This is a genomic window from Cellulomonas sp. ES6, assembly GCF_030053835.1.
Classification (GTDB): domain Bacteria; phylum Actinomycetota; class Actinomycetes; order Actinomycetales; family Cellulomonadaceae; genus Cellulomonas.
The window spans coordinates 2,498,361-2,523,162 of the sequence record NZ_CP125655.1 but is presented as its reverse complement, the minus strand read 5'-3'; the positions used below and the strand labels follow the sequence as shown (position 1 = coordinate 2,523,162).

General features: G+C 76.8%; 18 protein-coding genes and 3 pseudogenes. 8 read left to right on the top strand and 13 right to left on the bottom strand.

Features of this window, described 5'->3' with window-relative positions; translation table 11 throughout:
• Positions 1-10 precede the first annotated feature (10 nt).
• Both P9841_RS11770 and P9841_RS11765 read right to left on the bottom strand, forming a co-directional pair.
• Positions 11-2,113 (bottom strand): bifunctional copper resistance protein CopD/cytochrome c oxidase assembly protein, encoded by a 2,103-nt coding sequence (locus tag P9841_RS11770; RefSeq protein ID WP_283318860.1) that lies wholly within the window; start codon positions 2,111-2,113, stop codon positions 11-13.
• A complete protein-coding gene (locus P9841_RS11765) occupies positions 2,113-2,877 on the bottom strand; it encodes a copper resistance CopC family protein (RefSeq protein WP_283318859.1) in 765 nt (254 codons plus the stop codon). The genes P9841_RS11770 and P9841_RS11765 overlap by 1 nt, the downstream gene beginning before the upstream one ends.
• A gap of 128 nt (positions 2,878-3,005) precedes the next feature.
• Here P9841_RS11765 and P9841_RS11760 point away from each other — a divergent pair, with 128 nt between their 5' ends.
• Together P9841_RS11760 and P9841_RS11755 are read left to right on the top strand one after the other, a co-directional pair.
• Positions 3,006-3,695: a UPF0758 domain-containing protein gene (locus P9841_RS11760; protein WP_283318858.1), complete on the top strand. Its 690-nt coding sequence runs from the start codon at positions 3,006-3,008 to the stop codon at positions 3,693-3,695.
• A 42-nt stretch (positions 3,696-3,737) separates the two neighbouring features.
• The gene (locus P9841_RS11755) at positions 3,738-4,136 is read left to right on the top strand and encodes an NUDIX hydrolase (RefSeq protein ID WP_283318856.1); all 399 of its coding nucleotides are present in this window, start codon (positions 3,738-3,740) and stop codon (positions 4,134-4,136) included.
• Between the two features lie 80 nt (positions 4,137-4,216).
• Here the strand turns inward: P9841_RS11755 and P9841_RS11750 are convergent, their stop codons facing one another.
• On the bottom strand, positions 4,217-6,049 hold the full coding sequence (locus P9841_RS11750; RefSeq protein WP_283318855.1) for a putative Ig domain-containing protein: 1,833 nt from the start codon (positions 6,047-6,049) through the stop codon (positions 4,217-4,219).
• Positions 6,050-6,247: 198 nt separating this feature from the next.
• On the opposite strand from P9841_RS11750, the gene P9841_RS11745 reads away from it, so the two are divergent.
• Complete coding sequence (locus tag P9841_RS11745; protein WP_283318854.1) at positions 6,248-6,724, top strand: PPOX class F420-dependent oxidoreductase; 477 nt, start codon at positions 6,248-6,250, stop codon at positions 6,722-6,724.
• Positions 6,725-6,746: 22 nt separating this feature from the next.
• Here P9841_RS11745 and P9841_RS11740 read toward each other — a convergent pair whose 3' ends face one another.
• From P9841_RS11740 to hisC, 8 genes and pseudogenes are all read right to left on the bottom strand, one after another.
• The gene (locus tag P9841_RS11740; RefSeq protein WP_283321937.1) at positions 6,747-8,273 is read right to left on the bottom strand and encodes a dihydrolipoamide acetyltransferase family protein; all 1,527 of its coding nucleotides are present in this window, start codon (positions 8,271-8,273) and stop codon (positions 6,747-6,749) included.
• A 41-nt stretch (positions 8,274-8,314) separates the two neighbouring features.
• Positions 8,315-9,292: an alpha-ketoacid dehydrogenase subunit beta gene (locus tag P9841_RS11735; RefSeq protein WP_222172894.1), complete on the bottom strand. Its 978-nt coding sequence runs from the start codon at positions 9,290-9,292 to the stop codon at positions 8,315-8,317.
• Between the two features lie 19 nt (positions 9,293-9,311).
• Positions 9,312-10,424: pseudogene (gene pdhA, locus P9841_RS11730) on the bottom strand (pyruvate dehydrogenase (acetyl-transferring) E1 component subunit alpha); the annotation flags it as partial.
• A gap of 156 nt (positions 10,425-10,580) precedes the next feature.
• On the bottom strand, positions 10,581-10,853 hold the full coding sequence (locus P9841_RS11725) for a DUF805 domain-containing protein (RefSeq protein WP_283318853.1): 273 nt from the start codon (positions 10,851-10,853) through the stop codon (positions 10,581-10,583).
• Between the two features lie 56 nt (positions 10,854-10,909).
• Positions 10,910-11,286, bottom strand: a pseudogene (locus P9841_RS11720) (response regulator).
• A gap of 65 nt (positions 11,287-11,351) precedes the next feature.
• Positions 11,352-12,908: a sensor histidine kinase gene (locus P9841_RS11715; protein ID WP_283318852.1), complete on the bottom strand. Its 1,557-nt coding sequence runs from the start codon at positions 12,906-12,908 to the stop codon at positions 11,352-11,354.
• Between the two features lie 16 nt (positions 12,909-12,924).
• On the bottom strand, positions 12,925-14,160 hold the full coding sequence (locus tag P9841_RS11710; protein ID WP_283321935.1) for a PP2C family protein-serine/threonine phosphatase: 1,236 nt from the start codon (positions 14,158-14,160) through the stop codon (positions 12,925-12,927).
• Between the two features lie 78 nt (positions 14,161-14,238).
• A pseudogene (gene hisC / locus P9841_RS11705) lies at positions 14,239-15,282 on the bottom strand (histidinol-phosphate transaminase); the annotation flags it as partial.
• A 112-nt stretch (positions 15,283-15,394) separates the two neighbouring features.
• On the opposite strand from hisC, the gene P9841_RS11700 reads away from it, so the two are divergent.
• The 3 genes from P9841_RS11700 to P9841_RS11690 all read left to right on the top strand — a co-directional run bounded on the left by P9841_RS11700 (position 15,395) and on the right by P9841_RS11690 (position 18,858).
• A complete protein-coding gene (locus P9841_RS11700) occupies positions 15,395-15,778 on the top strand; it encodes a phage holin family protein (RefSeq protein WP_222170787.1) in 384 nt (127 codons plus the stop codon).
• Positions 15,779-15,966: 188 nt separating this feature from the next.
• Positions 15,967-17,226, top strand: coding sequence for a hypothetical protein (locus P9841_RS11695; RefSeq protein WP_283318851.1), 1,260 nt, complete (start codon positions 15,967-15,969; stop codon positions 17,224-17,226).
• Between the two features lie 90 nt (positions 17,227-17,316).
• Positions 17,317-18,858 (top strand): chaplin family protein, encoded by a 1,542-nt coding sequence (locus P9841_RS11690; RefSeq protein WP_283318850.1) that lies wholly within the window; start codon positions 17,317-17,319, stop codon positions 18,856-18,858.
• 184 nt (positions 18,859-19,042) lie between these two features.
• Here P9841_RS11690 and P9841_RS11685 read toward each other — a convergent pair whose 3' ends face one another.
• Positions 19,043-20,635, bottom strand: coding sequence for a GAF domain-containing protein (locus P9841_RS11685; protein ID WP_283318849.1), 1,593 nt, complete (start codon positions 20,633-20,635; stop codon positions 19,043-19,045).
• 173 nt (positions 20,636-20,808) lie between these two features.
• Here P9841_RS11685 and purB point away from each other — a divergent pair, with 173 nt between their 5' ends.
• Positions 20,809-22,287: an adenylosuccinate lyase gene (gene purB, locus P9841_RS11680; RefSeq protein ID WP_283318848.1), complete on the top strand. Its 1,479-nt coding sequence runs from the start codon at positions 20,809-20,811 to the stop codon at positions 22,285-22,287.
• Between the two features lie 37 nt (positions 22,288-22,324).
• On the opposite strand, the gene P9841_RS11675 is transcribed toward purB, so the two are convergent.
• Entirely contained in the window at positions 22,325-23,578 is a 1,254-nt protein-coding gene (locus tag P9841_RS11675) for a glutamyl-tRNA reductase (protein WP_283321934.1), read from the bottom strand.
• A gap of 53 nt (positions 23,579-23,631) precedes the next feature.
• Here P9841_RS11675 and hemE point away from each other — a divergent pair, with 53 nt between their 5' ends.
• Complete coding sequence (hemE, locus tag P9841_RS11670; protein ID WP_283318847.1) at positions 23,632-24,768, top strand: uroporphyrinogen decarboxylase; 1,137 nt, start codon at positions 23,632-23,634, stop codon at positions 24,766-24,768.
• Positions 24,769-24,802: the final 34 nt, after the last annotated feature.

The window sequence follows — 24,802 nt, the reverse complement described above, 5'->3', positions numbered from 1 at the left end:
CGCCGTCCTATCACGCGTCCGCGCGGTCGCCCTCGGATTTCCCGCCGCCGGCGCCGCCGTCCCGGGCCGCGAGGCGGGCGAGCATGGCGTTGTACTCGTCCATCTCGGTGTCGCCGTCGCGGTCGACGCGGCGGTCCCGGCGGCGCGCCGTCCGCTCGTCGTCCCGCGCCCAGGCGATCGCGACGCCCACCGCCAGCGCGAGGGTCGGGAGCTCGCCGATCCCCCAGGCGACGCCGCCGCCGCGCTGCTGGTCGACGATGGCGGACGGCCCCCACTCGCGGCCCATGAGCCCGAACCAGTCCGGGACCAGCAGCACGTCGCCGGTGGTGAGCGCGACGCCGAAGAACGCGTGGAACGCCATGGTCGCGAACAGCAGCAGCAGCCGCTGCGGGTAGCCGGGCCGGGTCGGGCCGGGGTCGATGCCGACGAGCGCGTTGACGAACAGGTACCCGGCGAGCGAGAAGTGCACGACCATCGCGTAGTGGCCGAGCTCGGAGGTCAGCGCCCAGCGGAAGACGTCGGTGTAGTAGAAGACCACCATCGAGCCGGCGAAGTTCACGGCGGCGACGACGGGGTGGGCGAAGAACCGGCCCCACCGGCTGTGGACGAGGGCGAGCAGCCACTCCCGGGGACCGCGGGAGGCGTCGGGCGCGCCGCGCCGGGCGGCGGACGACCGCGCCGGCAGGGCGCGCAGGGCGAGCGTCACGGGCGCCGACAGGGCGAGCAGCACCGGCACGACCATCGCGAGGATCATGTGCTCGACCATGTGCGCGCTGAAGAGCACGTGCCCGTACATCGCCGGGCCCCCGGACGTCGTCCAGAAGAACAGCACCATGCCGGCCACCCACGACGCGGTGCGGGCCCACGGCCACGCGTCGCCGCGGCGGCGCAGGCGCAGCACCCAGCGCAGGTAGACGACGAGCCCCGCGACGGCCGCGGACGCGAGCAGCACGTCCCAGCGCCACTGCGTGATCCACGCGAGCGTGTCCGGCTCGGGCGGCAGCGCGTGCCCGGTGACGATCTCCGCGGGCGTCGGGTCGGTGATCGGGTCGTCGGGCACCGGCGGCGGGGAGGCGCCCAGCGCGACGGCGACCCCGGACACTGCCCCCATCACGGCGAGCTCCACGAGCACGAGGCGCCAGAACAGCCACGTCGCGGGTGCGCGCTCGGCGCCGGCCAGGCGGGACACGACGCGCCGGCGGTGCGCGAGGCCGATCAGCCCGAGCACGCCGAACAGGGCGACCTTGACGAGGAGGAGCACCCCGTACCGGGTCCCCAGGTCGGACCACGTGCCGAGCCGGACCACGGAGTTGACGACACCGGACACCGCGACGGCGGTGAGCGACCAGCCGGCGACGACCGAGAACCGCGCCACCGCCGGGGCCAGGTCCGCGCCCAGCCGGTGCGCCAGCGGTGAGAGCGCGACGAGGGTGCCGATCCACAGGGCGGCACCCACCAGGTGCAGGAACATCGACGAGGTCGCCAGGTCGTGGCTCGCCGCCCCCGCCGCGTGGCCCGTCTGCGCGGCCTGCCACAGCGCGGTCAGGACGAGCACGGAGATCCCCGCGGCACCGAGCGGCGACGTCGTCATGAGGGCGAGCGCCGTGACCACCGCGGCGGCGACGGCCACGAACAGCAGCACGCGCCCGAGCTCGAACTGCGTGACGAACTGCCCCAGCTCGCCGCCGAACGCCGGGTCGTCGAGCCGCAGACCCGCCACGTTCGCGTAGGTGAGGACGAGCTCCACCACGGCGGCGAGCGTCCACACCGCGGCGGAGGCCGCCGTGACGCCCGAGGCCGCGCGCACGACGGAGCCGCCGTCCGGCCGGCGCACGAGGACGGTGACGAGCAGCACCAGACCACCCAGCGTCGCGGACGCCGCGAGCTCCGAGACCGTCGAGGCCACCGGCAGGCCCCAGCGCACCAGGGCGCCGGGGTCGCGCAGCGCGGTCGGCACGGCGGCACCCGTGAACGCGAGCCCTGCGACGACCGCGGCCACCGCCGAGACGCCCAGGGCCGTCAGCCGCAGGACGCGCGCGGTGGTGCCGGTCCCGTCGGGGACCGGTCCCGAGGGCGCCGCCCGCGGCGGGCGAGCGGTCGCGGTACCGGGCATCAGCGCCCCGCCCGGCCGTCCCGGTCGTCGCCGTCGTCCCGGTCGTCACCGTCGCCGTCGTCACCCGCGCCGGACGCCGCCCGGCCCGCGGCGGAGCGGCGTCGCTCCCGCACCACGAACACCGCGACCGCGCCGGCGGCCAGCACGGCCACCACCACGACCGCCACCACGCCGGCCTCGAGACCGGCGTCCTCATCCTCCACGACCTCCTGCTGCGGCGAGAGCTCCGCCGAGGTCGCGCCCGACGGACCGGCTGTCGCGGAGCCCGCGGTCGTGCTGGTGGGCTCCGGCGCGACGGGCGGCGCCGACGAGGAGGGCGCCTCCGGCTCGGCGGCCTGCGGCGGGGTGGGCGCGGACGCCGTGAACGTCAGCTCCCCGGACAGCGGGTGCCCGTCCGCCGAGGTGACGCGCCACTGCACGGTGTACGCGCCCGCCGGCAGGTCGTCCGCGAGCGCCTGGGCGACCGTGCTGTCGACGAGCTCCGGCGTCCCGGTGCTCACAGTGCCGCCGTCCGGTCCGAGCACCACCACCTCGGTGCCGATCGCCTGCGCGGGCTGGTCGAACGTCAGCGTGACCCGGGCCGGCGGCGTGGCGACGGTGGCGCCGTCCTCCGGGTCCGTCCCGAGCAGGGAGTTGTGCGCGGCGGCCCGCGGCGCGGTCGCCAGCAGGGCGACGAGCGCGAGCAGCAGCGCGGCCAGCACCGGGCCGGCGGTGCGAGGCAGGGAGGGGCGGCGCAGGGTGGCCACGGGAGCGGTGGAGGTCACGCCCCCATCATCACCCGCCCGGCGCCGCCGTGCCGCCGACCTGGGGACGACGACCCGTCCGGACGCACGAGCAGCCGGGCCTGTGGACAACCGGGGTGCGGCACCGTCCGGCCCCTAGCGTGGAGGACGTGACGCCCCTGATGCTCGCCGACCTCGAGCCCGACCAGCGCCCGCGGGAGCGCATGCTGCGCCTCGGCGCCGACGCGCTGTCCGACGTGGAGCTGGTGGCGCTGCTGCTCGGGTCGGGCCGGCGCGGGTCGAGCGCCCTGCAGACCGCCCGCGACCTCATCGCGTCACGTGGCGGGCTCGCGGGCCTCGCGCGCTGCGGGTCCACCGACCTGCTCACCGTGCCCGGCGTCGGACCGGCCAAGGCGACCCGCGTCGTCGCGGCGCTCGCCCTCGCCCGGCGGTTCGGCAGCTCCGCCGACCGCCGCGAGACGGTCCGCACACCCGCGGACGTGGCGCGGGTCGCGGCGCCGCTGCTCGCGGGTCCGGTGGACGGCCGCCTCGTCGTCGTCGCGGGCGACCGGGCCTCACGGGTGCTGGGCGCCGTGGTGGTGCCGGGCGTGGACGCGCACGCGGAGCCGTTCGACGCCCGCGACGTCCTCGCCGAGACCCTGCGGCGCGGCGGGGTGACGCTCGCGCTCGCGCACCGGCACGCCCCGGAGGACGCGGCGCCGCACGCGGCGGACCGGGCGGCGGCGGCCGCCGTCGCGGCAGGCGCCGCGCACTGCGGCATCCGCCTGCTCGACCACCTGGTGCTCGCGGGCGACACGTGGACCAGCGTGGCGCCGGACCGGACCGCGGGGGCAGGATGACCGACCGTGTCCTCCTGCGAGCCCTCTGCCGAGCACCCGCCCGTGATCCGCGTCGCCGCTGCCGTCATCACCGACGCGCACGGCCGGTGGCTGCTGGTCCGCAAGCGCGGCACCACCCGGTTCATGCAGGCGGGCGGGAAGATCGACCCCGGCGAGGACCCGGCCGGGGCCCTGGTGCGCGAGCTCGGCGAGGAGCTGGCCGTCGTCGTCGACCGTGCCCGGCTCCGGGACGCCGGGCGCCGCGAGACCGCCGCAGCGAACGAGCCCGGCCACCACCTGGTCGCGCACGTCTTCGTGGTCGACGGCATCACGGACGCGGTGCCGACGGCCGAGATCGAGGAGGCCGTCTGGGTCACGCCCGAGGACGCCGCGCGGCTGCCGCTCGCCCCGCTCACCGCGGACCTGCTCGCGGAGGCGGCGGAGCGCACGCCCGGCGCGTAGCGGCACGACGGGTCGCCGGCGTCCCGCTGCCGCGGTCGGACCGGCCCCGGCGCCCGGCGCCCGGCGCAGCCCGGCCGGCGTCAGACCCGTCCGCGCGAGGCGCGCCGCGCGACGGCGACCGCGCCGACGCCGGCGAGCAGCAGCGCGACCGCGACCAGCCCGGCCGTCCTGCTCTCCGTCCCCGACCGCGCGAGCGACCCCGCGGCAGGCCCACCGCCCGCCGGCGTCCCACCCGGCTGCGGAGCCTCCTGCGGGGGCGTCGGCGTCTCGGCCGGCACGGCGACGACCACGAAGGTCGCGGACGCCACGCCGGAAGCCGCGGTGGCGGCGACCGTGACCGTCCCGGGGGCGGTGCCCGCGGGGACCGTGAAGGAGAGGTCCGCCGCCCCGTCCGTGCCGGCGACCGCCCGGCCGACGAGCACGCCGCCCGGCGCCAGCGTGAAGGTCACCTCCTCGCCCGGCGCGAACCCGGTCGCGCGGGCCACCTGCACCGCGCCGGCGGACAGGCGCGGCCGGTCGAGCCGGAGCGCGGGCGCCGCCACCTCCTCGATCGTCCAGGTGAACGTCGCGGTGTCCGTCAGCCCGTGCGCCGTCGCCGTGACCACGACGTCGAAGCGGCCCGCGGTGGTCGGCGTCCCCGCGATCCTCCCCGTGGCCGGGTCCAGCACGAGGCCGTCGGGCAGCCCGGTCGCCGCGAGCACGACCGGCACCTCGGGTGTCACGGAGGCCGACAGGGTCAGCGAGGTGGGTCTGCCGACGGTGCCGGTGCGGTCGCCCGGGGGCTGCACCACCACGGACTGCCGGACGACGCGAGCGAGGTGCGGCGCCGGCGTGCCCTGGAACGTCGTGAAGACGCCCGCCGCGAGGAACGCCCCGTCCGTCCCGGGCACCAGGTCGACGACGGCGGACGAGAAGCCGGCGCCGAGGTCGGCCGCGAACGCCGTGTCCAGCGTCAGGTCGGGGCGCAGCCGGGCGAGCGCCGGTGTCGTCTGCCCCTGGTACGCCGTGAAGGCGCCGCCCACGAGGTACCCGCCGTCGTCCTGCGGCACGACCGCGGTCGCGGCGTCGTCGAACCCCGTGCCGAGGGCGGCGGTGAACGCGGCGTCGAGCGTGAGGTCCGCGGTGAGGCGGAGCAGGTGCCGGGCGGGCGTCCCCTGGTACTGCGAGAAGTCACCGGCGACGACGTACCCGTCGCCGGTCGGCACCGCGTCGTACACCCCGAAGTTGAAGCCGGTGCCCAGCAGCGCGGCGAACGCGGTGTCGAGCGAGAGGTCGGCCGACAGGTGGGCGAGGTTGGGCGCCGGCTCACCCTGGTACTGCGAGAAGTCGCCGCCGACGAGCCACCCGCCGTCGGCCACCGGGGCCACGGTGCGGACGACGCCGTCGAAGCCGGCCCCGACCGCGGAGACGAACCCGGTGTCGAGCGTCAGATCGGGCCCGAGGCGCACCAGCGCGGGCACCGGCGTCCCCTGGTACTGCGTGAAGTCGCCCCCCACCACGTAGCCGCCGTCCGCGGTGGGGACGACGGCCCACACGCTGCCCGCGAAGCCCGCGCCGAGCGCCGCGGCGAACCCGGCGTCGAGGGTGAGGTCGGCGTCGAGCCGGACCAGCGTCGCCACGGGTGCGCCCTGGTACTGCGAGAACGTGCCCCCCACCAGGTACCCGCCGTCGGCGGTGGGTTCCACCACCCACACGTCGCCGTCGAACCCGGTGCCGAGGGCCGCCGACACCGCCGGGTCGAGCACCAGCGAGCCGGTCGCGGCGCGCGCCGGAGCCGGAGCCACGACGGCGCCGACGACGAGCGCCAGGACGAGCACCAGGCGGTGCAGGACCGCCCGTCGGCCCGGCAGGCTGCGCGCGGGGGCGCCGGGGGCCCGGACCTGGGCGGGGACGGTCGTCGTGCGCGTGGACACGGTTCACCTCGGACGGGTACGACCGTCGGGCGGTCCTCTGCCGCGCCGGTGCTGCGCGGCGCGTCCACCGCCGGCGGGCGGGGCCCTCCACGCTAGCCCTCGCCGAGAGCACCGCGGAAGCGACCTGCCACATCGGTGCGACGTCCCGCCCGGGCGCCCTCCGCGGCGGGCGCGCGCGCCGCGGCCTAGGGTCGACCCATGGCCCGATCCATCGCGACCACCCGCACCGTCGACCTGCCCGAGCTGCTCGACTTCGTCCGCCCGCGCCACCACCTGCTGCTGGTGACGGCCCGCCGCGACGGCCGCCCGCAGGTGTCCCCGGTGAGCGGCGGCGTCGACGGGTCCGGCCGCATCGTCGTGTCGACCTACCCGGGCCGGGCGAAGACGGTCAACGCCGAGCGGGACCCCCGCGTCTCGGTGCTCGTGCTGTCCGACGACTGGGACGGCCCCTGGGTGCAGGTCGACGGCGACGCCGAGGTGCTGCACATGCCGGAGGCCGAGGACGCGCTCGTCGACTACTACCGCTGCATCGCCGGCGAGCACCCGGACTGGGACGAGTACCGCGCCGCGATGCGCGTGCAGGGCAAGTCGCTGATCCGCGTCACGCCGACCCGCTGGGGCCCGGTCGCGACGGGCGGCTTCCCGGCGGACGTCGCCGCCCGCCTGGACGGCTGAGCGACCGGGCCGCCCGCCGCCCTCAGCCCCAGACCAGCGCCTGCGCCGGGTCCGCCAGCACCGCGGCGACGTCGGCGAGCACCCGCGACCCGAGCTCCCCGTCCACCAGGCGGTGGTCGACGGACAGCGCGAGCTGCGTGACGTGGCGGATCTTGATCTTGCCCTTGTGCACCCACGGCTGCTCGCGGATGGCGCCGAAGGCCAGGATCGCGGCCTCGCCGGGGTTGAGGATCGGGGTGCCGGTGTCGATGCCGAACACGCCGACGTTCGTGATGGTGATGGTGCCGTCGGACATGTCCCGCGGGGTCGTCTTGCCGGCGCGGGCGGTCGACGTGAGGTCCGCGAGCCCGAGCGCCAGGTCGCGCAGGCCGAGCCGGTGCGCGTCCTTGATGTTCGGCACGACGAGCCCGCGGGGGGTCGCGGCGGCGATGCCGAGGTTCACGTAGTGCTTGTAGACGATCTCCTGCGCGGCCTCGTCCCAGGACGCGTTGACGTCCGGGTGGCGGCGGACGGCGAGCAGCAGGGCCTTGGCGGCGATGAGCAGCGGCGTCACGCGGACGTCGCGGAACTCGCGGTCCTCCCGCAGGCGGGCGACGAGGCGCATCGTGCGGGTGACGTCGACGGTGTGGAACACGGTGACGTGCGGCGCGGTGAACGCGGACGTGACCATGGCCTCCGCGGTGCGCTTGCGGACGGACTTCACGGGGACGCGGGTCTGCCGGCCGTCGGGCGAGACCGTGCCGGACGCGAGCCACGGCTGGTCGTCGCCGGGGTAGGTGGCGAGCTGGCGGGCCTCGGCGGAGGCCTGGTGCGCGAGCACGTCCTCGCGGGTGACGATGCCCCCGGGGCCGGTGGGCTGCACGGAGTCGAGGTCGACGCCGAGGTCGCGGGCGAGCTTGCGGACCGGCGGCTTGGCGAGGGCGCGGCCCCCTGCGCGGGTGTCCGGCTCGGTCGCGGACGGCGCCGCGGCGGGGACGGCGACCGGGGCCGCGGACGCCGCGCCGGTCCGGGACGCGCCGGGCCCGGCGGTCGCGGGGCGCACGTCGGCGTCGGCGGGGGCGGCCGACGTCGCGCCGGCGGCCGGGTCGCCCTCGGCCGAGGTGAACCGCGCCCGGCGTCGCGTGGGAGCGGCGGCCGTGCCGTAGCCGACGAGCACGGCGCCGCCGGCCTCCTCGGCCTCCGGCGCGGGCTCCGCCGCCGCAGCAGCCGCCACCGGCTCCGCGTCCGACGTCGGGTCCTGCACCGCCACCTCCGGCCCCACGCCGGTGGCGCCGGGCGCGCCGCCCTCGGGCGCGGACCCGGTCGGGTCGGTGTCGATCTCGATGATCGGGGTGCCGACCTCGACCGTCTCGCCCTCGGCGACCAGCAGCCGCGTGACCACGCCCGCGTACGGGGACGGGAGGTCGACCAGCGACTTCGCGGTCTCGATCTCGACGATGGTCTGGTTGATCGCGACGGTGTCCCCGACGGCGACGTGCCAGGCGGCGATCTCGGCCTCGGTGAGGCCCTCGCCCGCGTCGGGGAGGCGGAACTGCTGGTAGGACGGCACGGGTGCTGCTCCCTGGGTGGGGGGTGGGACGTCGGGCGGTGTCAGTGCGCGAGCACGCGGTCGACGGCGTCGAGGACGCGGTCGAGGCCGGGCAGGTACTCGTGCTCCAGCTTGGCGACGGGGTACGGGGTGTGGAACCCGCCGACGCGGAGCACCGGCGCCTCGAGGTGGTAGAAGCACTCCTCCGTGACCCGGGCCGCGACCTCCGCCCCGGTGCCGTACAGCACGGGCGCCTCGTGCACGACCACGCAGCGGCCGGTGCGGCGCACGGACTCCACGACGGTGCCCACGTCCAGCGGGGAGATCGCGCGCAGGTCGACGACCTCGACCGACCGCCCCTCGGCGGCGGCCGCGTCCGCGACCTTGAGCGCGGTGGCGACGGTCGGGCCGTGGGCGACGAGCGTGACGTCGGTGCCGGGTCGCAGCACGCGCGCCCCGTCGAGCGTCGAGGGCGCCGCGACGGCGTCGGCGTCCGTGTCGACGTCGCCCTTCTCCCAGTAGCGGCCCTTCGGCTCGAAGAACAGCACCGGGTCCGGCGAGGCGATCGCCTGCTGGATCATCGTGTACGCGTCCTGCGGGTCCGACGGGCTGACCACGCGGAGGCCGGCGGTGTGCGCGAACAGCACCTCGGGCGACTCCGAGTGGTGCTCGACCGCCCCGATGCCGCCGCCGTACGGCACCCGGATCACGACGGGCAGGGTGAGCCGCCCGCGCGACCGGTAGTGCATCTTCGACAGCTGCGTCGTGATCTGGTCGAACGCCGGGAAGATGAACCCGTCGAACTGGATCTCGCAGACCGGCCGGTAGCCGCGCAGCGCGAGGCCGATGGCGGTGCCGACGATGCCGGACTCCGCGAGCGGGGTGTCGACGACGCGGTCGGTGCCGAAGTCCTTCGCCAGCCCGTCGGTCACGCGGAACACGCCACCGAGGGTGCCGATGTCCTCGCCCATGAGCATGACCTTCGGGTCGCGCTCGAGGGCCTTGCGCAGGCCCGTGTTGATCGCCTTGGCGAACGTCATCCGCTGGCTCACCGGTCACCCCCGTGAACGACGCCTCGTAGTCCTCGAACCAGGCACGCTCCGCGTCGACCACCGCGTGCGGCGTCGCGTACACGTGCTCGAACATCGTGCTGGTCTCCGGCCGGCCGAGCGCGCGGGCCGTGGTCCGGACGCGCTCGCCGAGGGCGTCGGCCTCGGCCGCCACCTCGGCCCGGAACGCGTCGGACAGCTCACCGGTCGCGGTGAGGTGCGCGTCGAGCCGGTCGATCGGGTCGCGCTGGCGCCAGTAGTCCTCCTCGGCCGCCGAGCGGTAGCGCGACGGGTCGTCGGAGGTGGTGTGGGCGCCCATCCGGTAGGTGAACGCCTCGATGAGGGTGGGGCCGCCGCCGGACCGCGCGCGCTCGGCGGCCTCGGCCGTGACGGCGTAGCAGGCGAGGACGTCGTTGCCGTCGACGCGCACGCTCGGCACGCCGAAGCCCGGGCCGCGCGCGGCGAGCGGGACGCGCGCCTGGCGGGTGGTGGGCTCGGAGATCGCCCACTGGTTGTTCTGGCAGAACAGCACGAGGGGCGCGTTGTTCACGGCGGCGAACACCAGGGCCTCGTTGACGTCGCCCTGCGAGGTCGCCCCGTCGCCGAAGTACGTGACGACGGCGGTGTCCCGCTCGGGGTCGCCGGTGCCGACCGCGCCGTCGCGCTGCACGCCCATCGCGTAGCCCGTGGCGTGCAGCGTGTGCGAGCCGATGACCAGCGTGTACAGGTGGAACCGCAGGGCGTCGGAGTCCCAGCCGCCGTGGTCGACGCCGCGGAACAGCGGCAGGATCTGCGTGAGGTCGAGGCCGCGGGTGTGCGCGACGCCGTGCTCGCGGTAGGACGGGAACACGTAGTCCTGCGGGGCGAGCGCCCGGCCGGAGCCGACCTGCGCGGCCTCCTGCCCGAGGCTCTGCGCCCACAGGCCCAGCTCCCCCTGGCGCTGCAGGGCGGTCGCCTCGGTGTCGAACCGCCGGACCAGCACCATGTCGCGGTACAGGCCGCGCAGCGCGTCGGCGTCGAGGTGGGCGACCCGGGGTGCGTAACCGGGGTGGTCCACGCGCTCGCCCGTGGGCGTCAGCAGCTGGACCAGGCCGTCGTCGGTGAGCGGACCGCTGGGGCTCACGCGGTACTCCTTCGCCTGGGGGCGCCCTCGGAGGACCGGGGGCCTGTCGTAACCTACGCCAGCGTAGGCTACGCAACCGTAGGTCCGAGGGCCCGGGGCGCGTCAAGACGGGCGGCCCCCGTTGTGGGGTCCCGACAACCCCGGACGGACGGCAGCTCAGCGCAGGTAGCCGCCGCCCCCGACGCGGGCGCGCAGCTCGTCGACCTCGCGCTGCACCGGCCACCGGGAGTACGCGAAGACGAGGAACATCACCACGTTCACGACCGGCACGAGGCCGATGAGGATCCACCAGCCCGAGTAGCCGGCCTTCTGGATGATCCGGATGTAGGCGATCAGGAAGATCAGCCAGACGGCCACCGCGACGACGAGCCCGACGCCACCGGTCAGCCACGCGACGACCTCGTTGTCCTGCCAGTCCGTGGTGTCCATGACGCCCAGCATGCTCGCCCGCGGGCGTGCGGGCGAGGGGTCGGGCGCCGGAGGTGTCAGCGCTGCGGCAGGCGCACGACCTCGACGAAGAACTCGTCGATCTGGCGGACGACCTCGATGAAGCGGTCGAAGTCCACCGGCTTGGTGACGTACGCGTTGGCGTGCAGCGCGTAGGACCGCACGACGTCCTCCTCGGCCTCCGAGGTGGTCAGGACGACCACCGGGATGCTGCGCAGCTCCGCGTCGTTCTTCATCGCCTCGAGCACCTCGCGCCCGTCCATGCGGGGAGGTTGAGGTCCAGCAGCACCAGGTCGGGCGTGCGGGCGTCGGCGTGCTCGCCCTCCTTGCGCAGGTACGCCAGCGCGCTCGCGCCGTCGGACACCACGGCGAGCCGGTTGGCGACCTTGTTGTCCTCGAACGCCTCGCGCGTCATGAGGACGTCACCCGGGTCGTCCTCGACGAGCAGGACGTCGATGACCTTGCCGGTGCGTGCCACGCTCACTCCGTTCCGTCGGTGGGCCCCGGTGCGGACGCCTCGGCGGCCGGCAGCGTCCAGCGGACGCTGGTGCCGGGACCGTCGGGCTCACCGAGCCAGATGCGACCGCCGTGGTACTCGACGATCTTCTTGCACAGGGCCAGGCCGATGCCCGTCCCCTCGTACAGGTCCTTGGGGTGCAGCCGCTGGAAGATCACGAAGACGCGGTCCGCGTACTGCGGGTCGATGCCGATCCCGTTGTCCCGGCACTCGACCTCCCAGAAGTCTCCCACCCGCTCGGCGGTGATCCGGACCACCGGCGGACGCCCGGGGTCGCGGAACTTGATCGCGTTGCCGACGAGGTTCTGCAGCAGCTGCACGAGCAGCGGCCGCTCGCCGCGGACGACGGGCAGGTCCGCGTGCTCGACCACGGCGCCGGTGTCCGCCACCAGCTCCGCGAGGTTGTCCAGCGCGTCCGCGAGCGCGCCCTCGAGCGGCACGTCCGCGAGCTCGCCGCCGAGCCGCCCGACCCGGGAGAACCCCAGCAGGTCCTGGATGAGCTGCTGCATCCGCTTCGCGCCGTCGACCGCGAACGCGATGTACTGGTCGGCGCGGTCGTCGAGCTGGCCGCCGTAGCGCTTCTGCAGCAGCTGCGTGAACGAGGAGATCTTGCGCAGCGGCTCCTGCAGGTCGTGCGACGCGACGTACGCGAACTGCTCGAGGTCGCGGTTCGACCGCCGCAGCTCCTCCGCCTGCTCGCTGAGCCGGTCGTGCGCCTCGCTGATCTCCGCGCGGGACGCCTCGACCTCCTGCACCTGCGCCACCAGGTGCAGCCGCATCCGCTCGACGGCCTCCGCGAGCTCCGCGATCTCGCCCGGCCCGGTGGTCCGCACCTCGTGGTGCAGGTCGCCGCCGCTCACGACGCGCGCGTCGGACGCGAGCGCGTCGAGCGGGGCGGTGACCCACCGGCGCAGCGTGCCCCACAGCGCGAACCCCGCGACGGCACCCGCGACGACGAGCGCGAACAGCGAGCCGATGACGATGCGCGTCCAGGCGGCCAGGTCGGAGGCGGCCTCGTCGCGACCCTCCCGCAGCACGTCCAGGTACGCCTCGACCGCGGCGCGCGTGCCGTCGAAGAGCACGCGGCCCTGCTCGACCTCCTCCGGCGTCACCGCCGACGGCCCGTCCGCCGCGACGGCCTCGATCGTCGGGGCGGCGAACTCCGCGTCCCAGCGCTCGGCGGCCGCGACCGCTGCCTCCGCCGCCTCCCGCACGGCCCGGTCGTCGCGCGCGTCCGACCGCAGCGCCGCGGTGGCACCCGACGCCCGCTCGTACGGCTCCAGCGTGCCGTCGAACCCCGTCAGCGCGTAGCCGCGCACGGCCGTCTCCGCGTCGACGAGGCGCGTGTACGCCGACTCCGCGTCGGTGATCGCGACGAAGTAGCCGTCGGTCACCAGGTCCTGGCTGTCCAGCATCCGCCACAGCGCGACCGCGGCGCCGACCGCCACCAGCCCGAGCACCACGGAGCCGGCGACCAGCGCGCGGCCGAGCCGCCGCCGGAGCGTCGCGTTCGTCCGCACCGGCGCCTGCGGGCGCTCACGCGGGCGCCCCCGACCAGCCGAGGACGACGATCGCGGTGTCGTCCACCAGCTCCCCGCCGTGCCGGCGCCGCACCTCGTGCAGCACCTCGTGCACCACCTGGTGGCGCGGGGCCGTCCGGACCGCGTCGTCGACCACGTCCAGCAGCCCCTCCTTGCCGATGCGCTCGTGGGAGCCGCCCACCGTGGCCTCCAGGACGCCGTCCGTGTACATCATGAGGCGCCACGACGGGCCGAGGTCGAGCCGCCGCGGCGACCACGTGCCGTCGACGGGGATGCCCAGCGCGCGCCCCCGCAGGTCCGTCGGCAGCAGCTCGGACGGCCGGGACGCCCCGTCCCCGACGACGATCGGCACCGGGTGCCCCGCCAGGTACAGGTCCACCGAGCCGCGGTCCGGCGCGACCTCGACCATCGACATCGTCGTGAACACCTCGGCGCGGGTCCGCTCCGAGACGAGCACCCGCTCCAGCAGCGGCAGCAGCCCGCCCGTCGGGACGTCCGCGAGCACCAGCGTCCGCCAGGCGGTGCGCAGCACGGCACCGAGCGCCGCCTCGTCCGGGCCGTGGCCGCACACGTCGCCCACGATGGCCAGCACGGTGCCGTCCGGTCGCTCCACGACGTCGTAGAAGTCCCCGCCGAGCACGCCGTCGCGGCCCGCGCGGTAGCCCACGAGCACCTCGAGCGCGTCGTCCCGCACGGCCGGGCGCGGCAGCAGGGCGCTCTCGAACCGCACCGTCTCCTCCGCGCGCACCATGCTGCGGTACAGCGCGCGGTCGACCGCCTGCAGCCGCCGGCGCTGGACGGCGTAGCGGACGGACCGGCTGAGCAGCTCCCCGTCGACCTCGCCCTTGACGAGGTAGTCCTGGGCGCCCGCGGCCACCGCCTGCAGGCCCGTCTCGGTGTCGGTCCGCCCGGTCAGCACGACGACCGCCGGCGCGCCGGCCGCGAGCAGCCGCTCGAGGGCTCCGAGCCCCACGGCGTCCGGGAGGCCGAGGTCCAGCAGCACGCAGTCGACGTCCAGCAGGTCCGTCGCCTCGTCCAGCGAGCGGGCCCGTGCCAGCCGCACGTCGAGCCCGGCGTCCGCCAGGTGCTCCTCGACGAGCAGCGCGTCGCCGTCGTCGTCCTCGACCAGCAGGACGGCGATCGGACCGCCGATCGCCGGGTCGGCCGGGTCGGGCGCGGCGCCGGGCCACCCCGACGGGGTCGCCCCGTCGGCGGTCGTGCTGTCCGTCACCGGGCCCCCTTCGTCGAGCTGGTCGCAGCATAGGCGAGCCCTGGCGGACCGCAACGGCAGGTCAGCGGCGGAACTCCCCGCGACCTCGAGCACCACGTCCGTCTCGGGCTCCCCGACGCTGATCCGGACGCCGTCACCCACGAACGGCCGCACGAGCACGCCGGCGCGCGTCGCCTCGGCCGCGAAGCGCGCCGCGTCGTCGCCCAGCCCCAGCCACACGAAGTTCGCCTGGCTGTCCGGGACGTCCCAGCCGTGCGCGCGCAGACCCGCGAGCATCCGGGTGCGCTCCCGCACGATGCCGTCCACGCGGTCGAGCAGCTCACCGGACGCACGCAGCGACGCCACCGCGGCGAGCTGCGCCAGGTGGGACACCCCGAACGGCGTCGACGCGGAGCGGATGCCCGCGGCCAGGCGCGCGTCGGCGACCGCGTACCCGACCCGCAGGCCCGCGAGCCCGTAGGCCTTGGAGAACGTGCGCAGCAGCACCACGTTCGGGTGCGCCGCCAGCACCGCCAGCCCGTCCGGGGACGCCGCGTCGCGGACGAACTCCGCGTACGCCTCGTCCAGCACCACGAGGACGTCCCGCGGGACCGCCGCGAGGAACGCGTCGAGCTCGTCCGCGTGCACCGCCGGGCCCGTCGGGTTGTTGGGCGTGCAGACCAGCACCACCCGGGTGCGGTCCGTGACGGCCGCGGCCATCGCGGGCAGGTCGAGCCGCCCGTCCGCGGAGACGGGCACCGGCACGCCGGTCGCCCCGGCCAGCGTGACCATGATCGGGTAGGCCTCGAACGAGCGCCACGGGTGCACGACCTCGTCGCCCGCGTCGCAGAAGGCCGCCAGGACGTGCCCGAGCACCGCGACCGACCCGCACCCCGCGACGACCTGGTCCGCGCCGACGCCCAGGTGGCCCGCCAGGGCCTCCGTCAGCTCCGTGGCGTACATGTCCGGGTAGCGGTTGACGTCCACCGCGCCGTCCGCGATCGCCGCCACCACCGACGGCAGCGGCGGGTACGGGTTCTCGTTGGAGGACAGCTTGTAGGCCGCCGCACCGACCGGCACCCGCGCGCCCGGGACGTACGGGGGCAGCGTGGCGAGGGCGGGACGCAGGGGGACGCGCTTCACGCCGCCAGGATGCCACCGGACGCCCGCCGCCCGGCCGGGCGGGTCACTGGGCGGGACGCCCGCGGGCCGGATCCCCTGCCGCGCGCCCCGCGCGGGATGGCACGATCGACCCATGAGCTTCCTCCTGCGCGTCCTGATCAGCGGCGTCGCCCTGTGGCTCGCCGAGGTGCTGCTGCCGGGCATCTCGATCGTCGGGGCGGACACCACCGGCGGTGAGATCGGCGTGCTGCTCGCGGTCGCGCTGGTCTTCGGCATCGTCAACGCGATCGTCAAGCCGATCGTCCACGTGCTGTCGATCCCGCTGTACATCCTCACGCTCGGCCTGTTCACGCTCGTGGTCAACGCGCTGATGCTCATGCTCACCGCGTGGATCACCGAGCAGACGTCCTGGGGCCTGCGGATCGACGACTTCGGCGACGCGTTCGTCGGGGCGCTGATCGTGTCGGTGGTGTCGTTCGCGCTGAGCGTCGCCATCCCGCGCAGCCGCCGGGACTGACCGCGGGCCCACGGCCCCCGCCGTGGCGTCCCCCGCGGGCCCGGACGTACGCGCAGGCCAGGCCCGCGGCGTCACCCGACCGGACCAACCTCCTGTTGCCGCCCCCCACGGGCGTGCTTAGCGTCGATGTGGTCCGGGCCACACCGATGACGGTGCGGCCCACGCCGGAGGCTTCGGGGGGAGTCGCCATGTCGACGCGACCGCGCAGTGCACCGCAGGTGCGCTCCGTCGCGTCCCGGTGGCTCCGCCGCGGGCTGCTCGCCGCGGGCGGGCTGACGCTCGCCGGCACGGCGATGATCGCCCTCGCGCCCGCCGCCTCCGCCGAGGAGGCCCCGCCGGCCGGCCCGGTCGGGTCGCTGCTCGGCGGCGTCGGCGGCCTCGTCGGCGCGGTCGTGGAGCCTGTCACGGAGCAGGTGCTGGCGCCGGTCGTCGAGGCCGTGACGCCGGCCGCACCCGCCCCGGCGCCCGCCGCACCCGCCCCGGCACCCGCTCCCGCCCCGGCACCGGCGGCGCCGCCGGCCGCCGAGCCGCCGCCCGCACCCGCGCAGGCCGCCGGCGCCGCGCCCGTGGCACCGGGCCCGAGCCACGGCGGCCTGCCCGCCGCCGTGACGGCTCCCGTCGGGGAGCACGTCGTCGCGCCCGTCACCGAGGCCCTCGCGCCCGTGACCGAGGCGCTCGCGGACGAGGTCGTCGCGCCGGTGGCCACCGCCACCGAGCCGCTGGCTCCGGTGGTCGACCCGCTGGTCGAGCGCGTGGTCCGGCCGGCGACCCAGGGCCTCGTCGGCCCGCTGCTCGGCGCGCTCGCGCCGGCCGTCACGCCCGTGCTCGACGGGATCGCACCCGCGCTGCTGCCGGTCACCGGCCCGGTCGCGGGCGTGCTGGACCCGGTGCTCGGCGCGGTGGACGGCACGCCCGTCGGATCCGTCGTCGACCCCGTCGTCGAGCTGCTCGACCCCGTCACCGGCGGCGTGCTGCCCACCGCGCCCGTCCCCGGCTCCCCCGTCGACCCCGGCCTGCCCGCGTCCCCCGGCACGCCGTCCCCGCACGCGCGGGGCGCGTCCGGGGTCCTCGACGCGACCGCGGGGGCCGCGGTCACCCGCACCTCCGGGCCCGCGGACGCGAGCTCGCGGACCGGGTCCGGCTCCGTCACGGTCGCCGGCGCGGCCGCGGGCGGCGGCGACGCGGGCCTCGCCGGTGTCGCCCCCGCGGACCTCGTCGCCCCGCTCGGCGGCCCCGACGGCGGACCGACCGCGCCCCTCCCGGGCGCACCGGCCCCGTCCGGCACGGGCCTGTCGGGCAGCCAGACCCGCGGCTCCGCCGGCACGGACACGGCGGCCGTCCTCGTCGGCGGCGTCCTCGCCCCGACCGCCTCCCGTCTTCTCGCCGTGGCCCGCGGCCACGTCACGCTCCCCCTGCGCCTCCGCGAGGTCCCCGTCTCCCCTGCCTGAGTCCGGCCCGGCGCCGGCGACGTCCCGTCGTCCGCGCCCCGAGGCCCCGCGCCGCACGGCGCACCCCGACTCACCGCAAGGAGCAGGACCATGCACGCACCCGTACGCCGAGCGCTCCAGACAGCGCTCCTCACCGGCGGCCTCGTCGTCGCCGGAGCGGCCGCGGCCCACGCGGCCGACGACGACGGCCTCCTGGCCGGCCTGGGGGTCGACGCCCCCGTCGACGTCTCCGTGGACGTGAGCGGCCTCGCGGCCGGCGTCCTCGGCGACGCCACCGTGGAGCAGGCCGCCGCACCCGGGGCGACCGCCACGACCGCACCGGCGCCCACCGCCACCACGACGGGCGGCGACTCCGACGGCCTGGCCTCCGGTGCCGACGTCGCGGCGCCCGTCCAGGTGCCGGTCGACGTCTCCGCCGTGGCGGTCGGCGTCCTCGGCGACGCCTCGGTCGACCAGGCCGCCGCACCCGCGGCGACCACCGCCGAGCCCGCCGCCCCGACCGCGACGGTCGAGCAGGGCGACAGCGAGGGCGCCGCGTCCGGCGCGGCCGTGGCGGCCCCGGTCCACGTGCCCGTCACGGTCGACGACGTCGCGCTCGGCCTGCTCGGCGACGCGGCGGTGACCGACGGCGCCGGCACCACCGGCGCCGGCACCACCGACGCCCCGGACGCCACCGTCGACGGCGGCGACTCCGACGGCATCGCGTCCGGCGCCGGAGTGGCCGCACCCGTGTCGATCCCCGTCACCATCGGGGACGTCTCCCTCGGGCTGCTCGGCGACTCCACCGTGACCGGCGGGTCGGGCACCGAGAACACCGGCACCGACGCCCCCAGCGCCGAGGTCGGCTCCGGCGACAGCGACGGCGCCCTGGCAGGCACCGGCGTGGCCGCACCCGTCTCCGTCCCCGTCACCATCGGGGACGTCTCCCTCGGGCTGCTCGGCGACTCCACGGTCACCGGCGGGTCCGGCACCGAGAGCACCGGCACCGACGCCCCCAGCGCCGAGGTCGGCTCCGGCGACAGCGACGGCGCCCCGGCGGGCACCGGCGTGGCCGCACCCGTCTCGATCCCCGTCACCATCGGGGACCTCGCGCTCGGCCTCGTCGGCGACGCCACGGTCACCGGGGGCACCGGCACGGCCGGGAGCTCCGACGCACCGGACGCCGCTGTCGGCGGCGGTGACTCCGACGGGCTGCTGGCCGACCTCGGGGTCGCCCTGCCGGTCTCCGTCCCGGTGACCGTCGGCGACCTCGCGCTCGGCCTGATCGGCGACGCGACCGTCACCGGCGCCACGCAGCCGGGCACCACCGACCCGGGCACCGACCCCGGCACGGACCCGGGCACCACGGACCCGGGCACCACGGACCCCGGCACCACGGACCCCGGCACCACCGACCCGGGCACCACGGGCCCCGAGGCCGTGTCCCCGGAGTCCCTCGTGTCGTCCGACGTGCTCGTGGCCGCCGGCGTGGTCACGGCGGTGGAGGCCGCGACCACCGGCGCCCGTACCGCCGTGCTCCCGGCGGCGCTGGCGCCGACCGGCGCACCGGCCGGGCTCCCGGCGCTGCTCGCGGTGGGGCTCCTGGCCCTCGGCGTGCTGCTGCGCCGGCTCCCCCGGGTGGTCCTCGGCTGACCACCCGCTGACGCCGCCGGCCGGCGACGGGTGCGGGACCGTCGCCGGCCGGGGGTCACGCTGACACCTGTCCCGACCTCCCGCAGCGGCCGGCACCACCGGTCCACCCCCCGAGGAGGGCACGAGCACCACCGGCCGGTGACGGGTGCGGGCCCGTCGCCGGTCGGTGGCCGTGCGCCCGCGGCTACGACGCCCGGAAGGACCGGGCCATCTCCCGCTGCTCGTCCAGCACCTCGCCGATCCGGGCCTGGACCTCGTCCATGCGCCGGATCGTCGTGCTGACGGAGTCGATGCCCCGGGACACCGCCGCGGTGTTGGCCTGGATGTCGGCGACCTGCTGCTCCACGCGGGAGGTCGCCGCGGACGTGCCGCCGGCGAGGTCCTTCACCTCGGTGGCGACGACGGCGAACCCCCGGCCCGCCTGCCCGGCGCGGGCGGCCTCGATCGTGGCGTTGAGGGCGAGCAGGTTGGTCTGGTCCGCGATCGAGGAGATGACGCGGATGACGTCCCCGACCGCGGACGACGACGCCTCGAGCGTGCGGACCTCGTCCGCCATGGCCGCCGTCTGCGCGACGGCCTCCTCGGCGACCCGCACCGCCTCGGACGCGCTCTCGGAGAGCCGGGCGACGCTGCCGAGCAGCGCCTCGGACGCGGCGCGGTCCCGGGCGGCGGCCCGCAGGATGTCCAGGCGCTGGGAGACCAGGCGGGCGACGTTGCGCAGCGAGCCGCGACGGCTGTCGGACAGCTCGATGCTCTCGCTGGTGAAGAAGTCCATCGTGCCGAGCACCTCGTCGCCGACGACCACCGGCAGGCAGACGCCCGAGCGGACCCCCGCGCGCTGGGCCGCGGGCGCCCGGACGCAGTCGGTCAGCTCGCCCAGGTCCCGCACGAACACCAGGTCACGCGCCCGCCACGCCCGACCGGCCAGGCCGACGCCCTCGGCGAAGCTCGCGGCGAGCGTGACCTGCCGGAACTCCTCGCCCGCGGTGCCGGACTCCACCTGGAACCGCAGCACCCGCGCCTCGGGGTCGACCGCCCAGTACGAGCCGTACTCCCAGCCGAACTCCTCGCGCACGGTGTCGAGCGCGGTCCGCAGGGCGTCCTCCTCGTCGGTGCACGCACCGACCCGGGCGACGGACGTCGTGACGGCCTGCTGGTCGCGGGCGACCTCGGCGATCGCCTCCGCGCCGCGCCGCGCCTCCAGGACCTGGGACACGGTGCGCGCGAGCACGTCGAGCACCAGCACCTGCTCCGGGCCGTCGTCGCGGACGTCGCGGGACAGGAAGTCGAGCACCGCGACCACGGTGCCGTCCCGCCACAGCGGCAGCGACATCGCGCCGCGGGCGCCCGCCCGCAGGAACGCCTCGCCGCGCTCGCAGTTGGTGGCGTGCTCGCGCAGGTCCGCGACCGGCACCACGCCGTCGCGCTGCCATGCCACCCCGCACAGCCCGACGCCCTGCGGCATCCGGTAGCCCGGCGACATGCGCGTCAGCTCCGCCGACAGCTCGCCCCGCTGCGCGACGAACGCCAGGTCGCGGTGCCCGGGGTCGACGCGCCACGCGGACGCGTAGTCGAAGCCGAGGCCCGAGCGGACCACCTCGAGCACCTCCGCGAGGCCCCCGTCCGCCGGACCGTGCCCGGAGCCGGTGCCCGGCGCGCGCAGCGCCCCGAGCGCCCGGACGACCTCGTCCAGCACCTGGAGCTCGCGGCCGACGTCCGCCCCGCCCCGTCCCGCGTCCTCGGCCGCACGGCTGCGCCGCCCCCACGATGCACCCATCGGTCGTCCCCCTGCTCGCCCACCTCCGCCGCGCGTCTGCTCCGCGCGGCCACCCCCTCAGGTGGTCTCCCGATCGGCGCCGCCGGGGAACGGCTGAGGAGTCGGCCGCCACCGGTTGCCCGGGGCGACGGGCGACCGGCCCGGGGCGGGGCGTCCGTGGGAGGATGCGGCCCATGCCCGCGCCCGACCGCACCCCGTCCGCCGCGTCCACCGCCGTGCAGGCCGCACGCGTGCCCCTCGCGCAGATCGAGCCGCCGCTCGCGCTCGGGCCGCTGGACGGCCGCTACCGCCGGACCGTGGCCCCGCTGGTCGACCACCTGTCGGAGGCGGCGCTGAACCGCGAGCGCGTGCACGTCGAGGTCGAGTGGCTGATCCACCTCACCTCCCACGGCGTCGTGCCGGGCGCCCCCGTGCTGTCCGACGCGGAGCGGGCGTACCTGCGCGCGGTGGTGACCGGGTTCGGGGCGGCGGAGGTCGCGCGGCTCGCCGAGATCGAGCGCACGACGGTGCACGACGTGAAGGCCGTCGAGTACCTGATCAAGGAGCGCATCGCCGCGGCGCCCGACGTCCTGGGCCCCGGCACCGTGCTGCCGGCCGTGTCGGAGCTCGTCCACTTCTGCTGCACCAGCGAGGACGTCAACAACCTGTCGTACGCGCTCATGGTGCGCGGCGCGGTGCAGGACGTCTGGCTGCCGGCCGCGACGGGCCTGGTCGACGACCTCGCGGCGATGGCGCGGGACCTGGCCGAGGTCCCGATGCTGGCGCTGACGCACGGGCAGCCCGCCACGCCGACCACGCTCGGCAAGGAGCTCGCCGTCCTCGCCCACCGGCTGCGCCGCCAGCTCCGCCGGGTCGCCGGCGCGGAGTTCCTCGGCAAGCTCAACGGCGCGACCGGCACCTACGGCGCGCACGTCGTCGCCGTGCCGGGTGCCGACTGGCCGGAGGTCAGCCGCACGTTCGTCGAGCACCTCGGGCTGACGTGGAACCCGCTGACCACGCAGATCGAGTCGCACGACTGGCAGGCGGAGCTGTACGCGGACGTCGCGCGCTTCAACCGGGTGCTGCACAACCTCGCGACCGACGTGTGGACGTACATCTCGCGGGGCGTCTTCGTGCAGATCCCCGTCGCGGGCGCGACCGGGTCGTCGACGATGCCCCACAAGGTGAACCCCATCCGGTTCGAGAACGCCGAGGCCAACCTCGAGCTCTCGTGCGCGCTGCTCGACACGCTGGGCGCGACGCTCGTCACCAGCCGGCTGCAGCGGGACCTCACCGACTCGACCACGCAGCGCAACATCGGCCCGGCGTTCGGCCACTCGCTGCTCGCGGTCGACAACGTGCGCCGGGGGCTCGCGGCCCTGTCGGTGGACCGCGAGCTGCTCGCGCGCGAGCTCGACCAGAACTGGGAGGTGCTGGGCGAGCCCGTGCAGTCCGCGATGCGCGCGGCGGCGGTCGCCGGCGTCACCGGGATGGAGAACCCGTACGAGCGGCTCAAGGAGCTGACGCGCGGCCGCCGGCTCACCGCGGACGACATGCGGGAGTTCATCGCGGGGCTCGGCCTCCCGCAGGACGTGGCGGCGCGGCTGTCCGCGCTCACCCCCGGCGGCTACACGGGGCTCGCGGGCGAGCTCGTCCGGTACCTGGAGGACTGACCGGGGCGGGCGGCACCGGCCCGTCGCGGGCGCCGGCTCAGGCCGGGGCGGGTGCGAGGTCGCCGGCGGGCACCGTGACGGCCGCGAGGTCCGCGAGCGCCGCGGCGTACCGCGCGGCGTCCCCGTCGGCGGCGGCGGACCGTGCCCGCACCGTCGGGCCGTGCAGCGCGGACCGCACCCGGCGCCGCAGCGCGCGGGCACGCCGCTCGTCCAGGCCCTCGACGGCCGCGGCGAGCTCCTCGAGCACGCGGCGGCGCTCGGCGACGACCGGCGGGTTCCACTCGCGGGTGCGCCGCGTGCGCTCGAACGCCTCGGCCTGCTCCGCGACGAGCGCGCGTGCCTCCGCCACCGTCGCGGAGTGCCCGTCCGGGGCGTGCTCGGCGACGGTCGTCAGGCTGACCAGGCGGACGCCGGGCAGCTCGCCGACGGCCGGGTCGACGTCGTGCTGGAGCGCCAGGTCGACCACCGCGAGCGGCCGCGCCCCCACGGACGCCTCGGCGGAGCGCGAGCGGATCAGCGCGTCGACGTCGAGGACCGCGCCGGCCGCGCCGCTGCACGCCACGACCAGGTCGACTCCCGCGAGGCTGGCCGCAAGGTCGGCGGTCGCCGCGGTGACCCCGCGCTGCGCCGCGAACTGCCCGGCGCGCCCGCTCGCGGAGTAGACCAGCACCTCGCCGCACCCGCGGGCCTTGAGCGCCGCCAGGCTCGCCCCGGCGTACGAGCCGGTCCCGATGAGCAGGCAGCGCACGTCGTGCCAGTCCGGCAGGTCGCCGGCGACGAGGTCGAGCGCGACGCCGACGACGGAGCGACCCGCGCCGCCCAGGCCCGTGCGGCCCTCGACCGCGCGCGACGCCCGGGACGCCGCCTGGAACAGCGCCTCGAGGCCGGAGGTCGTGGTGCCGTCCCGGCGGGCCGCGGTCAGCGCCCGGCGCACCTGGCCGGCGATCTCCCGCTCCCCCACGACCATCGACTCCAGGCCGGAGGCGACGGCGAACAGGTGCTCGACCACGCGCCGGCCGGTCGCGGGCGTCAGCGACGCGGCGACGCGGGAGGCGGGGTACCCGGAGCGGGCGGCCACGGCGTCGGCGACGGCGGCACGGGCCGCGTCGGCGTCCGCCGCGTCGGCGACGTCCAGGTACAGCTCGAAGCGGTTGCAGGTCGCGAGCACGACCGCCCCCGCGACGGGGTCGCAGCCGGTCACGATCTCCCGTCCGACAGCGTGCGTGTCGGCGGACAACCGCTCCAGCACGGACAGGTCGAGGTCGTGATGACTGGCCACCAACGACAGCATCACCACGCCCACGATTGAATCACTCCAGGGAAGACGGGGCACAATCACGGGTGATGTCGACTTCGTCACGCCCCGACCCCGCCCCCGCGACCGCGCTCGCCTCGCTGCCCGACGGGACCGGCCTGCCCGCCGACCACCCGCTGGTGGACGGCCGCACCGCCGACGCCCCGCTGCTGGCCGCCTACCGCGGCCGGACGCCCGCGCGCAGGCCCGTCTGGTTCATGCGCCAGGCCGGCCGCTCGCTGCCCGAGTACCGCGCCGCCCGCGCGGGCACCGCGATGCTCGACGCGTGCCTGGTGCCGGAGCTGGCGTCCGAGATCACGCTGCAGCCGGTGCGGCGCCACGGCGTCGACGCGGCGATCTTCTTCTCCGACATCGTGGTGCCGCTGCGGCTCGCCGGCGTCGACGTGGACATCCACCCGGGCGTGGGGCCGGTGCTCGGCTCCCCGGTCCGCACCGCCGACGACGTCGCGCGCCTGCGGGACGCCTCTCCCGCCGAGGCGCTGACCCCCGAGGTGCTCGCCCCCGTGACCGAGGCCGTCCGGCTGACGACGGCGGCCCTGGGCGCCACGCCGCTCATCGGGTTCGCCGGTGCGCCCTTCACGCTGGCCGCCTACCTCGTGGAGGGCAGGCCGTCCCGCGACCACCTGGCGGCCCGCACGCTCATGCACGCCGACCCGGCGACGTGGCGGGCGCTCACGGAGTGGGCCGCCGACGTCACGGGCACGTTCCTGCGGGCGCAGGTGCTCGCGGGCGCCGGCGCGGCCCAGCTGTTCGACTCGTGGGCCGGGTCGCTGTCCCTGGCCGACTACACGGCGCACGTCGCCCCCGCGTCCACGCGGGCGCTGTCCCACGTCGCGGACCTCGGCGTGCCGCGCGTGCACTTCGGCACCGGCACGGGCGAGCTGCTGGCCGCGATGCGGGACGTGGGCGCGGACGTCGTCGGCGTCGACCACCGCATCCCGCTGGACGAGGCGGTGCGGCGGCTCGACGGGCGCGTGCCCGTGCAGGGCAACATCGACCCCGCCCTGCTGGCCGCGCCCTGGCCGGTGTTGGAGGCGCACGTGCGCGACGTCGTCGCCCGCGGCGCCGTCGCCCCGGGGCACGTGGTCAACCTCGGCCACGGCGTCCCGCCCGAGACGGACCCCGACGTGCTGACCCGCGTCGTGGAGCTCGTCCACTCCCTGTGACCGCGGCCGGGGGTCCCACGCGCGGCGGGCCCCC